The following is a 12,524-nucleotide window of genomic DNA, read 5'->3' on the forward strand; positions in this document are numbered from 1 at the left end:
TTTGAAAGATTTTGTGAAGTATCATTGTCAGAAATATAAAAATGAAAATTCACACCAGAAGCAGTAATACTGCTATGAGAATATGATATCACCTTTTTGATTAAAATACTAATATCATTAACCGCTATTGGATCAACATCGACGACTATTAATTGCTGAGAGGTAATCTGAATAGTCATCTTAGGAGTTTGAACCATGCAAAACTCAGTTAAAAATATAGAATCTTCTAAAATATCCTCTTCTTGAAAAATATTATTTTTTAAAAAAAAATATTTATCGAATTTCTGAGGTAAAAAATTACCAATAACAACGATATTTTTTACAACTAGCTGTGCGTCCATTTAATGTTGTGAATCTAAATTAAAAAAGTATGCAAAGGTAACTCAATTTTTGTTTAAATTTCAAAAGTTTTAAATTTTTGAGACACCGAATTTATATATTCAAATATAACAAAATATCTGATGCTACAATAAATCATTAAAAATAAACTTTAACTATAATAATCAATCATTTTTATGGTTTTCTTCCTTTATTTCTATGATCATTTTTAACGCTAGCTTCCCCTGTACAACGGTTAACTTTTGAACAAAAAAAAAAGTCCTAGATTGATCTAGGACTTTAAAAGTGGGTGGAAGACGGGGCTCGAACCCGCGACCCTTGGTACCACAAACCAATGCTCTAACCAACTGAGCTACAACCACCGTGTTTATTCGAGTGCAAATATACAGCAAAAGTTGATTATTGCAAATCTTTTTTTAAGAAAATTAGATTAAATCGGTTAATCGGTTGACCGCCAAATATCTCTCAACCGTAAAACCCTCGCCAAAATCGGTTCCAATCAACCGACCCAGATCTTGAGCCCGATAATGGATACTTTCCAAGAAGTTTTTTGTTGCAATGGGCGTTACTGGTTCGTTCGTTTCTGGATTAAAAAACTGTGAGTCGTAGGCCATGATGGCATCTTCTTTTATTTTTTCAAAGCCGGTAATATCTACTACAACATCGGGTTCAATAGTTGCCCATTGGATAAAATGGTACACTACTTTTGGACGCCAGGCTTCTTGAATTTCATTTTCGTATAAGGTTTCAATTTTACGCAAACCCGATAAAAAACAGGCATCCGAAACCAACTTACTCCCTTTTCCATGGTCGATGTGTCGGTCGTAAATAGCGTTACAAAGCACGATTTCGGGTTGGTATTTCCGAATCATTTTAATAATTTCCAATTGGTGTGCTTCATCATTTTGAAAAAAACCATCGCGCATTCTTAAATTCTCCCGAACGGCCACACCTAAAATTTTTGCCGCTTTTGCAGCTTCTTGATCCCGAATTTCCGCCGAACCGCGGGTTCCCAATTCGCCACGGGTCAAGTCGATAATTCCAACTTTCTTGCCCAACTGAATTTCTTTGGCAATTGTTCCACCGCAACCCAATTCGACATCATCGGGATGAGCTCCAAAGGCTAATATATCTAGTTTCATTGTTCTTAATTTAAAATTTGTTTCATCGTCATGGCTTTATTCGCGGTTTCGATGTATTCTTTCTCCGGATTACTGTCTTTTGTAATGCCACAACCTATATACAAATGAATACGGTTGTCGGTAATTTCCATACACCGTAAATTTACATATAAATCCAAGTCCCCAGCCTGGTCGCGGTGTATTTCCCCCAGAAATCCCGCATAAAACTTTCGGTCATAACCCTCATTTTCCAATATAAATGCTCTGGAAGAGTTTCTCGGAAGTCCACAAATTGCTGGTGTTGGATGTAAAATACTGAGCACTTTTTGCACATCAAAATCAGACGCAAAAACGCCGTTGATATCCGTTTTTAAATGCACTATTTTTCCGGCTTGAAAAGTATATGGCTCACTTTTATTTATAGATTCCACTTCGGATTTCAAACCCGAAACGATAAAATCGGTTACAAACTGCTGTTCTTGTCGTTCTTTTGCATGCCAAATTATTTCAGCATCATCCTCCCACTTTTGCGTTCCAGCCAAAGCTACGGTTCCAAATGTTCCTGCCTCTGTTTTCAATAATTGTTCGGGAGTCGCCCCCATCCACATCCCAATTTCTGGATGAAACCAGCAATATCGGAAAGCCGACGGATACGTACTCCGTAATTTTTGAAAAACTTCTAAAAACGAAAAATCGTTCATTGCCAAAGTTTCTTTTCTAGACAACACGACTTTCTGAAATTTACTTTCGTTTATGGCGTCAATTGCTAGCTGAACCAAATGTTCAAAAGCAATTTTACCATCGGCGTTTACTTCATTTTTTAACGCAAAATCATAATCCGCATCTGAAACCCACTTTTCGTTTAAAATAGTACATTCACTTTCGGGAAATAACACCGATTGGCTGCCTACAAAATTCGAAAAGACGAAACCTTTTTCTGAAAATTCAGTTGTTAAATGTAACTCTTTGTTGTTTTGAAAAAAACCCTTCATTTCAGAACTTTCTGGCTTGCAATACAATACAAACGGCAATTGTTGCTGAAAATAGTCGTACGCTTGCTCAAAAATCTTAGTCATTCTTCACCCTTTTTGGTAAAATCATGTTGGTCAATTTGCACAGCGAAATCAAATTATCACTTTCATCTACAATTCGAATTTCCCATAAATGAATGCTTCTGCCTTGGTGAATAATTTTTGCCGTAGCATAAACCAAACCGTTTCGTTTACTTTTCAAATGGTTCGCCGAAATCTCAATTCCACGCACTTCTTGCTTTTCAGGATTAATAAAAATCATCGATGCGGCACTTCCTACACTTTCGGCCAATGCCACGGTAGCCCCTCCATGCAGCAAACCCATCGGCTGATGCACTCTTGGATTCACAGGCATTTTTGCTTTCAAAAAATCAGGACCCGCATCAATATATTCAATTTCTAAAGTTTCCATCAAAGTATTTTTGGAAAAATCAGAACACAATTTCAAAATTTTTTCTTTGTCAAACGTCATTATTAAAATATTTGATGCAAAATTAAGGTTTTTACAATGGCAAAATTTTAAAAATAAATTAAATTGAACAATAAATAACGAACTCTAGACGATATAACCATATTAGCTTCTTTGTAAGACAAAATTTATTATTTTTACCAAAATTCCATTTCTATGCGTTATTTAGTTTTATTGGGTTTCTTAGGTCTGTTATTAGGAATGAGTGCTTGCCGTACCGACTTTGATTTTGTGGAAAGTACGGGCGAATTGCGTTTTTCTAGAGACACCGTTTATTTGGATACTGTTTTTACCAACATCGGTTCGAGTACCTATACTTTAAAAGTGTACAATAAAACAGAAACAAATATCAAAATTCCCATTATTGGTTTTGCCAAAGGCGCTGCTTCAAAATACCGAATGACTGTTGATGGAATGGTGGAGAATGCTACCAAATCCTTCTCGAATGTAGAACTTCTGGCCAAAGACAGTATGTTTATTTTCATCGAAACCACTGCAAATATAGCCGATACCAATCCAACCGATTTTTTATACACCGATCAAATTATCTTTGGAACGGGAAACCAATCTCAAAAAGTAGAACTGGTTACTTTGATTCAAGATGCGTATTTTATTTTTCCTAATAAAGTGGATGGCATTAAAGAAACAATAGATTTTGGTTTTGACGAAGAAGGAAATACTACGCAAGTAATCGGCAGAAATTTACAAGAGAATCATCCGGACAACGGCAACGAATACATTTGGAACAACACTAAACCGTATGTAGTTTATGGCTATGCAGGCGTTCCCGACGGAAAAACGTTGACGGTAAATCCGGGTGCTCGAATTCATTTTCACGCAGAATCAGGAATTATTGTACAGCAAGGTGGTACATTAAATATTGCAGGCGAAAAATCGGATACTGAAGCGCTTGAAAAAGAAGTTATTTTTGAAGGAGATCGACTGGAACCCAATTTTACAGACACTCCTGGCCAATGGGGTGCGGTTTATTTGCGAAGCGGAAGTAAAGATCATTCAATTAATCATTTGACCCTCAAAAATGCTACAGTAGGAATTTATGTTCAAGAAAATTTTGGCACACCTTTATCGGTCCGAAATACTCAAATTTACAACTCCTCCGTGGTGGGAATATTAGGGGTTTTTGCCCGAATTGACGGCTTCAATGTGGTTATCAATTCCAGAACACGTGGCTTAGGTGCTTTGGCGTGCCGCATTGGAGGAACTTATAATTTTACCCATTGTACGTTCAATAATCAAAGTTCGAGTTCGACACAATATGCGGTAATTATTGATAATTTTACAAAAGATGCCAAAGGCCAAATAATAAAAGCCGATTTAAACGCTGCAAATTTCAACAACTGCATCATTTTTGGTTCCAATAGCCGGCAATTGTCATTGTCAAAAGACAATACGCAACTCTTTAATTATAAATTTACGAACTGCTTACTCAAATTCAATAATTCAGATCCTTCTTTTAATGGAAATGCATTGTATGACTTTACTAATTCTAGTTTGTATTTAAATTGCATCAGAGCTCAAAATAATTCTGATTTTAAAGCCGACTTTATAAATCCACAGCAAAATAAATTACAGATAGGTACCGATTCTGCGGCAAAAGGTACAGCAGAATTTTCTTTTTCTTCTGGAACCAATGATGTTTTAGGAATTTCAAGAAGTAATCCATCCGACATAGGTGCGTATAATTTTACCATTTTTGAAGAAGATTAACGACGAAATGGATTTTAAAGTAAATAATTTATTAATTTTATGATTAAATATTTAATTAATCATTTATAAAATCGCCATAAACAACACGTTTGTGCAAGCAATTGAAAATGCTTCGCCTATTCGCAAGCTCGGGTCATCCAACACCGATGAAAACTAAAATATTGTGAGATAAACACCAAAAAATAAAAGCGATACCATCCATATACGACCGCTAACAAATCAATTTTACACATATGAAAACAATTTACATTTATCTTGGAGCATTGGTTTTATGCTTTGTTTCGTGCAAAAAAGAAGAAGTCAAATCTGAAATTTCACCTGAAACTATTGAAGTTACAAAAGAAGCAACTGAAACCACTCCTGATTCTGCAACCGTTGCAAAAGCTTGGGCTGATTACGCGACGCCTTCAAAAATACACGAAATGTTGGCAAAAGATACAGGAACTTGGGATGCAGAAATGACTTTTTGGACGCCTGAAAATCCAGAACCTCAAAAAGCAACAGCTGTAGCAACCTACAAAATGATTCTTGACGGAAAATTTCAAGAAGGTGTTTTTAAAGGCGATATGTGGGGAATGCCATTTGAGGGACGTGGAACTACAGCTTATGACAATGCTTCAAAACAATTTATAACTACTTGGATTGACAATATGGGAACTGGAATGTTGGTGTCTCGTGGACAATATGATGAAACCAGCAAAACAATAACCTTTCATGGAGCAATGGTAGATCCTGTTACTGGAAAAGAAAAAAAAGTGAAAGAAATTATCTCTTATATTGATGATGATACGCAAAGGATGGAGATGTTTGACATTGATGCCAATGGCAAAGAGTTCAAAAACATGGAAATTAATTCTAAAAGGAGAAAATAATACTTTTTTAAAATAATTTTATTAAGCTGTTCTTTGTAGAGCAGCTTTTTTTTGAGTAGATTTTTTGCTTTGAACTTCTAACTTTTTAAACTAATTTTGCACACACAACACAATAACTACCTACAATGATTCATTTCTTCGGAAACCAAGAGCAAACGGTTTTTGCCGTTCAAATAAGCAATCCCGAAACTTCGGGAGAAATTGCAGCAGAAGACATCAGCAAATTAAACTGGCTTTTTGGCGACGTAAATAAAATAGAAAAATCCGTACTAACGGATTTTTTTGTTGGCCCTCGTGCCGCCATGATTACACCCTGGAGTACAAATGCCGTAGAAATTACCCAGAACATGGGCATTTCAGGGATTATTCGAATTGAAGAATTCAACCAAGTCGATCCTGATTTTTCTGACTTCGATCCGATGCTTTCGCAAAAATACAACGAGCTCAATCAAGATATTTTTAATATTCACATTGCACCAGAAGCCATTTTGGAAATTGATGATATTGAAGGATACAACCAATCGGAAGGTTTGGCTTTAAGTCCAGACGAAGTGACGTATTTGGCTGATTTATCAGTAAAGTTGGAACGCAAACTTACCGACTCTGAAATTTTTGCATTTTCGCAAGCCAATTCAGAACACTGTCGCCACAAAATTTTCAACGGAACATTCGTAATCGACGGAAAAGAAAAAGAAACTTCTTTGTTCAAAATGATTAAGAAAACTTCTTCTGAAAATCCAAACGATATCGTTTCTGCATATAAAGATAATGTGGCTTTTGTAAAAGGACCAACTTTGGTTCAATTTGCTCCAAAAAGTGCCGATAAACCTGATTTCTATGAAGAAAAGGAATTCGACTCGGTTCTTTCTTTAAAAGCTGAAACGCATAATTTTCCAACCACTGTTGAACCCTTCAATGGTGCAGCAACAGGTTCGGGTGGGGAAATTCGCGACCGATTGGCTGGAGGGCAAGGTTCATTGCCACTTGCAGGAACTGCGGTTTACATGACTTCGTATTCGCGTTTAGAAGAAAATAGAAATTGGGAACAAGCCTTGCCCGAACGTCCTTGGCTGTACCAAACACCAATGGACATTTTGATTAAAGCGTCCAACGGAGCTTCTGATTTTGGAAATAAATTCGGACAACCATTAATTACAGGTTCTGTTTTAACTTTCGAGCATAATGAAAACAATCGCAAAATTGGTTACGACAAAGTAATCATGCAAGCGGGTGGAATTGGTTACGGAAAATTAGACCAAGCGATTAAAAAGAAACCAACTGCCGGAGACAAAATCGTCATTCTCGGTGGTGAAAATTATAGAATCGGTATGGGTGGAGCTGCGGTTTCATCAGCTGACACAGGTGCTTTTGGAACGGGTATTGAATTAAATGCCATCCAACGTTCGAATCCTGAAATGCAAAAACGTGCTGCAAACGCCATTCGTGGTTTGGTAGAAAGTGATAACAATCCAATTGTTTCGATTCACGATCACGGTGCAGGCGGACATTTAAATTGTCTTTCTGAATTGGTGGAAGAAACCGGTGGATTGATTGATTTAGACAAATTGCCTGTTGGCGACCCAACGCTTTCTGCAAAAGAAATTATTGGGAACGAGTCACAAGAACGAATGGGATTGGTTATCGGTGAAAAAGATTTAGGAATTCTGCAAAGAATTGCTGAACGTGAACGTTCGCCGATATATGAAGTGGGTGAAGTGACCAACGACCACCGCTTTACTTTTGAATCTAAAAGTTCAGGTGCGAAACCAATGGATTATGCTTTGGAAGATTTCTTCGGAAGTTCGCCAAAAACGATTATGAACGACACTACGATTCCGTCGAATTACTCGGAATTAAATTATACGACTTCTCAAATTCCAAACTACATAAACGAACTTTTACAGTTAGAAGCTGTCGGTTCGAAAGACTGGTTAACGAATAAAGTCGATCGTTGTGTAGGCGGAAAAGTAGCGAAACAACAATGTGTGGGACCGTTGCAATTGCCTTTGAACAACGTGGGTGTGATGGCCTTGGATTTCAAAGGAAAAGAAGGACTGGCTACTTCCATTGGTCACTCGCCTATTGCTTCCTTAATTGATGCAGCTGCAGGTTCGAAAACGGCAATTGGTGAAGCCTTATCCAACTTGGTTTGGGCTCCGTTGAAAGACGGAATAAAATCCGTTTCACTTTCGGCCAACTGGATGTGGGCTTGTAAAAATCCGGGCGAAGATGCACGATTGTACGAAGCAGTAGAAAGTTGTGCAAATTTTGCAATCGAATTGGGCATCAATATTCCAACGGGAAAAGATTCACTTTCGATGAAACAAAAATATCCAAGTGACGAAGTAATCGCTCCGGGAACCGTAATTATTTCGGCGGCAGGAAATTGCAGCAATATTACCAAGATAGTTGAACCGGTTTTACAACGAAACGACGGAAACATCTACTACTTAAATTTATCGCAAGATACCTTCAAATTGGGCGGAAGTTCTTTTGCTCAAATTCTGAATAAAATTGGAACAGAAGTTCCTAGCATTAAAGACGCTGCATTTTTCAAAACAGCGTTCAATACTTTACAAGATTTAATCAAAGACCGTAAGATTAAAGCGGGTCACGACATTGGAAGTGGCGGATTGATTACCACTTTATTGGAAATGAGTTTTGCCGATGTGAATTTAGGAGCGATTTATGACTTGAGTGTTTTAGGCGAAAAGGATGCTGTAAAAACACTTTTCAACGAAAACATTGCGGTTGTTTTTCAAGCGGATGCTTCGGTAGAAGAAACGTTTAAACAAAACGGAATCGAGATTTTCAACATTGGAAAAGTTGTGGAGGGAAATACGATTTCAATAACAAATTTCGATGACAAGTTCAATTTCAATGTTTCGGAATTGAGAGATACTTGGTTTAAAACTTCGTATTTGTTGGACCAAAAACAATCAAAAAACGGAATGGCGAAAGCGCGTTTTGAAAATTATAAAAATCAAGCGTTAAGTTATACGTTCCCAAGTCATTTTGATGGACAACTTTCAAGCTCCCTCCCTTTTGGGCCGGGCCGGGGTGGGGCTCCAAAAGCAGCAATTATCCGTGAGAAAGGAAGCAACTCGGAGCGTGAAATGGCCAATGCGATGTTCTTGGCGGGTTTTGATGTCAAAGACGTTCACATGACCGATTTGATTTCGGGTCGTGAAACATTGGAAGACATTCAGTTTATTGGTGCAGTTGGCGGATTTTCAAACTCTGATGTGTTGGGTTCAGCTAAAGGTTGGGCGGGTGCATTTTTATACAATGAAAAAGCCAATACCGCTTTGAAAAATTTCTTTAAACGAGAAGATACGCTTTCGGTTGGAATTTGCAACGGTTGTCAATTGTTTATGGAATTGGAATTGATGAATCCCGAACACGAAGTACACGGAAAAATGACTTACAACACTTCTAACAAGCACGAAAGTGGATTTACTTCTGTGAAAATACAGAAAAACAATTCAGTAATGTTGTCCACTTTAGAAGGAACGACATTGGGCGTTTGGATTTCGCATGGCGAAGGAAAATTCAAATTACCAAATGCCGAATCTGACTATAATATTGTAGCAAAATATGCCTACGAAGGCTATCCTGCCAATCCAAACGGTTCGGATTACAACACCGCAATGTTGACGGACAAAACAGGACGACATTTGGTAACGATGCCGCACATTGAGCGTTCTACTTTTCCTTGGAACTGGGCTTATTATCCAGAAAGAGGCGTTAAAGATGAAGTTTCGCCTTGGTTAGAAGCGTTTGTGAATGCAAGGAAATGGATTGAGAAAAAGTAAACAATTATATGGATAAAAAGTGCCTTTCGTGAGAAGGGCATTTTTTTTGTACACTAATGCGCTTGGAATTTACCCGCGAGTCTTGTATAATAGGTAAAAATAAATATCAGGACGAGACAAGAAAAAAATCCTAACTTTGCTTACTAAAAAGTTTGTAATTAAGTGAGTAAAGAAATAATAGAATCCCAAGTAAAATCTAAAGAAAGAGTTACGGATCATGGCGAAGTATTTACTAACAAGCGTGAGGTAAATGCCATGTTAAACTTAGTGAAACAAGAAACAGAAAGAATAGATTCTCGTTTTTTGGAACCAGCATGTGGAACAGGTAATTTTTTAGTAGAAATTTTAGAACGAAAATTAAAAGTAGTTGAAGCTCGTTACAAAAAAAGTCAATTAGAATATGAGAGAAATGCAATTACCGCACTTTCCAGTGTTTACGGCGTTGATATTTTACAAGATAATGTAGAAGCTTGCAGAGATAGATTGTTGGGTATTTTCACTAAATATTATATCAATCATTACAAAAAAGATTCCAATCAAGAATTCTTAAAAGCAGCTCAATTTATTTTATCAAAAAATATTATTTGGGGTGATGCATTAACTATGAAAACCATAGAGGAAAAGCCTATCACCTTTTCTGAATGGAGTGCTGTAAATGGGAGTATGCTAAAAAGAAGAGATTTTCAATTAGATAAATTGTTAGAAAATGTGGAATATGATGATAATGAAATGAATTTGTTCTCTGATCATCAAGAACCTGTTTTTATACCACAACCAGTAGCCGAATTTCCATTAACGCATTTCTTAAAAATAGCCGAAAATGATTGAAACCAATTATAATCCAGATGTATTAACCTGTCTTGCTAATTTAAGCAATGACGAGGTATTTACACCTCCTACACTGGCTAACCAAATTTTAGATACTTTACCTCCAGCATTATTTAGCAATTCTAAAACAACATTTCTCGACCCAGTTAGTAAGTCTGGTGTTTTCTTACGTGAAATAGCAAAACGTTTAATGATAGGTTTAGAAACTGAAATTCCTAACCAACAAGAACGATTAAACCATATTTTTAGCAAACAATTATTTGGTATTGCCATTACTGAATTGACTTCCTTATTATCTCGTAGAAGTGTGTATTGCTCTAAAATTGCCAACGGTAAATATTCTATTTGTGAAAACTTTACCAATGAACAAGGAAATATCATTTTTGATAAAACCGAACACACTTGGAGCAATGGAAAATGTACCTTTTGTAATGCCAGCCAAGAAGTGTATGAGCGTGAAGAGGCGCTAGAAACCTACGCTTACCAATTTATACATACCAACAACCCTGAAAAAATATTTAAAAATATGAAGTTTGATGTTATTATAGGAAACCCACCATATCAATTGAGTGACGGTGGCAATGGTAAAAGTGCAAAACCAATCTATCATAAATTTATACAACAAGCTAAAAAACTAAATCCAAGATTTTTATCAATGATTATTCCCGCTCGTTGGTATGCTGGTGGTAAAGGTTTAGATGAATTTAGAGAAGAAATGCTTACCGATAATAGAATACGAAAAATTGTAGATTTCGAAAATTCAAACGAAGTATTTCCAGGTGTTGATGTTGCCGGTGGCATCTGCTATTTCTTATGGGAAAAAGATAACCAAGGATTATGTGAAGTTATCAATTATAGTGATGGCTCAAAAGTAAATTCTGAAAGAGCATTAAATGAGTTTCCGATATTAATAAGACAAAGTCAAGCAATTCCAATTATTAGAAAAGTAACAGCAAACAACAAACAAGCATTAAATGTACGTGTGTCTTCAAGAAAACCTTTTGGATTACCTACTAATTATGCTCCTAAGAAAAAAGGAATACCTTGTTGGTTTACTCAAAAAATTGGCAAACAATTTGCAAATCCAGAAGATGTTTCAGACCCTTTCAAAATTTTAGACAAATGGAAGTTTTTAGTTCCACCTGCTCCAATTGCGGGACAAACAGATTTTTCCAAACCTGTTGGTTTTTATTATGAAGGAAATACAATAATAGCTAAGCCAGGTGAATGTTGTACCGAATCGTTTATTGTTTTAGGTGCTTTCAAAACCGAAAATGAGGTACTTGCTTATAAATCTTATATTTTCACAAAAACAGTTCGCTTTCTTTTATTACAAACTGTAGTTTCACAGCACGTTACAAAAGGCAATTTCCAATTTATTCCTGATTTAATAAAGTATGAAGGAATATATACGGATGAAATGTTAAGAAAAAAGTGGGATATAAATGAGGAAGAATGGCAATATATTAATTCCAAAATTAAAGCTACTGAATTAATGGGAAATAGGAAAAATGAAGACAATGTATAAAATAGAAATTGCACTTATAAATAGTATGGTTCGTCTGATGATTTTACAAAAAGAGTAATTTATGGAAACTTGGAAAGAAAAAGCATTAATTATATTAAGAGACAGCTTGTTTCCTGTACCTATTGAACTCAATGAGTTGGATTGGAAAAGTGGCTTGTCTTCAAAAACAGATAGATTGGCTCAACATATTTGTGCCTTTGCCAATTTGCAAGGTGGTGGTCTACTTGTTTATGGCGTTAACAATAATGGTAGTTTGTTCTCAGTGACGCATGAAGAAGCTGATAAAATCGTTACATTATTGGGGAATATTGCAAAAAACAACTTAAGCACTACTATTTCAATAGAACATAGTATAATGGAGTTCAAAGGATTTAACTTGTTATTTGTTCATATACCAGAACAAGAAGACAAACCCATACATTTACGAGGAAAAGATTTATATGATTGCTACACTAGGTCAGCTGGTCAAACTATTAAAATGACTAAAAAGCAAGTGCAAATCTTAATTTCTCAAACTAGAGGCATCCCATTTGAAGAAATTACAGCTTTAGAAAATTTATCAGAAGAGCAAGTTTTAGCAAAATTAAACTATCAAAAACTATTTGAATTATTAGATAAAAATACACCAAAAAATACTGATGCAATTCTCAATACATTAGCTGAATATAAATTTATTGAGTTATATATTTAGTTTCTGTATTATTTGATTTTGATATATTGGCATTTCTATCATCATTCTTTCGATTGTTTTGTGGAATATAGTTTCTTTGAAAATTGATCTATTGATTCTAAA

At 35.9% G+C, this 12,524-nt stretch carries 10 protein-coding genes, 1 tRNA gene and 1 pseudogene; 6 read left to right on the plus strand and 6 right to left on the minus strand.

Annotated features, from left to right (window positions below):
* The 5 genes from ACIQ2X_RS08065 to ACIQ2X_RS08085 all read right to left on the minus strand — a co-directional run.
* The coding region (locus tag ACIQ2X_RS08065) for a hypothetical protein (RefSeq protein WP_396178417.1) at nucleotides 1-341 on the minus strand (341 nt) is incomplete at its 3' end.
* Between the two features lie 285 nt (nucleotides 342-626).
* Nucleotides 627-702, minus strand: a tRNA-His gene (locus ACIQ2X_RS08070).
* A gap of 62 nt (nucleotides 703-764) precedes the next feature.
* The gene (bshB1, locus tag ACIQ2X_RS08075; RefSeq protein ID WP_396178418.1) at nucleotides 765-1,481 is read right to left on the minus strand and encodes a bacillithiol biosynthesis deacetylase BshB1; all 717 of its coding nucleotides are present in this window, start codon (nucleotides 1,479-1,481) and stop codon (nucleotides 765-767) included.
* A 5-nt stretch (nucleotides 1,482-1,486) separates the two neighbouring features.
* On the minus strand, nucleotides 1,487-2,536 hold the full coding sequence (locus ACIQ2X_RS08080) for an isochorismate synthase (RefSeq protein WP_396178419.1): 1,050 nt from the start codon (nucleotides 2,534-2,536) through the stop codon (nucleotides 1,487-1,489).
* Nucleotides 2,529-2,963: a PaaI family thioesterase gene (locus ACIQ2X_RS08085; protein WP_396178420.1), complete on the minus strand. Its 435-nt coding sequence runs from the start codon at nucleotides 2,961-2,963 to the stop codon at nucleotides 2,529-2,531. The genes ACIQ2X_RS08080 and ACIQ2X_RS08085 overlap by 8 nt, the downstream gene beginning before the upstream one ends.
* Nucleotides 2,964-3,116: 153 nt before the next feature.
* Between ACIQ2X_RS08085 and ACIQ2X_RS08090 the strand changes: the two genes are divergently transcribed.
* The 6 genes from ACIQ2X_RS08090 (at nucleotide 3,117) to ACIQ2X_RS08115 (ending at nucleotide 12,422) form a co-directional block, all read left to right on the plus strand.
* Nucleotides 3,117-4,688 (plus strand): hypothetical protein, encoded by a 1,572-nt coding sequence (locus ACIQ2X_RS08090; protein ID WP_396178421.1) that lies wholly within the window; start codon nucleotides 3,117-3,119, stop codon nucleotides 4,686-4,688.
* Nucleotides 4,689-4,921: 233 nt separating this feature from the next.
* Entirely contained in the window at nucleotides 4,922-5,560 is a 639-nt protein-coding gene (locus ACIQ2X_RS08095; protein WP_396178422.1) for a DUF1579 domain-containing protein, read from the plus strand.
* 125 nt (nucleotides 5,561-5,685) lie between these two features.
* On the plus strand, nucleotides 5,686-9,375 hold the full coding sequence (purL, locus tag ACIQ2X_RS08100) for a phosphoribosylformylglycinamidine synthase (RefSeq protein ID WP_396178423.1): 3,690 nt from the start codon (nucleotides 5,686-5,688) through the stop codon (nucleotides 9,373-9,375).
* Nucleotides 9,376-9,537: 162 nt separating this feature from the next.
* A complete protein-coding gene (locus tag ACIQ2X_RS08105; protein ID WP_396178424.1) occupies nucleotides 9,538-10,203 on the plus strand; it encodes a DNA methyltransferase in 666 nt (221 codons plus the stop codon).
* On the plus strand, nucleotides 10,196-11,731 hold the full coding sequence (locus ACIQ2X_RS08110) for an Eco57I restriction-modification methylase domain-containing protein (protein ID WP_396178425.1): 1,536 nt from the start codon (nucleotides 10,196-10,198) through the stop codon (nucleotides 11,729-11,731). Before ACIQ2X_RS08105 ends, ACIQ2X_RS08110 begins: the two co-directional genes overlap by 8 nt.
* Nucleotides 11,732-11,792: 61 nt before the next feature.
* Complete coding sequence (locus tag ACIQ2X_RS08115; RefSeq protein WP_396178426.1) at nucleotides 11,793-12,422, plus strand: helix-turn-helix domain-containing protein; 630 nt, start codon at nucleotides 11,793-11,795, stop codon at nucleotides 12,420-12,422.
* Here the strand turns inward: ACIQ2X_RS08115 and ACIQ2X_RS08120 are convergent.
* A pseudogene (locus ACIQ2X_RS08120) lies at nucleotides 12,411-12,524 on the minus strand (IS1595 family transposase); the annotation flags it as partial. The gene ACIQ2X_RS08115 and the pseudogene ACIQ2X_RS08120 overlap by 12 nt on opposite strands.

Origin of the sequence: Flavobacterium sp. (assembly GCF_044368625.1) — a bacterium.
Taxonomy (GTDB): domain Bacteria; phylum Bacteroidota; class Bacteroidia; order Flavobacteriales; family Flavobacteriaceae; genus Flavobacterium.

Bases quoted from the DNA above. Each gene is read 5' to 3' on its own strand.
- bshB1 (WP_396178418.1), bottom strand. From the start codon at position 1,481: ATGAAACTAGATATATTAGCCTTTGGAGCTCATCCCGATGATGTCGAA.
- ACIQ2X_RS08080 (WP_396178419.1), bottom strand. From the start codon at position 2,536: ATGACTAAGATTTTTGAGCAAGCGTACGACTATTTTCAGCAACAATTG.
- ACIQ2X_RS08085 (WP_396178420.1), bottom strand. From the start codon at position 2,963: ATGACGTTTGACAAAGAAAAAATTTTGAAATTGTGTTCTGATTTTTCC.
- ACIQ2X_RS08090 (WP_396178421.1), top strand. From the start codon at position 3,117: ATGCGTTATTTAGTTTTATTGGGTTTCTTAGGTCTGTTATTAGGAATG.
- ACIQ2X_RS08095 (WP_396178422.1), top strand. From the start codon at position 4,922: ATGAAAACAATTTACATTTATCTTGGAGCATTGGTTTTATGCTTTGTT.
- purL (WP_396178423.1), top strand. From the start codon at position 5,686: ATGATTCATTTCTTCGGAAACCAAGAGCAAACGGTTTTTGCCGTTCAA.
- ACIQ2X_RS08110 (WP_396178425.1), top strand. From the start codon at position 10,196: ATGATTGAAACCAATTATAATCCAGATGTATTAACCTGTCTTGCTAAT.
- ACIQ2X_RS08115 (WP_396178426.1), top strand. From the start codon at position 11,793: ATGGAAACTTGGAAAGAAAAAGCATTAATTATATTAAGAGACAGCTTG.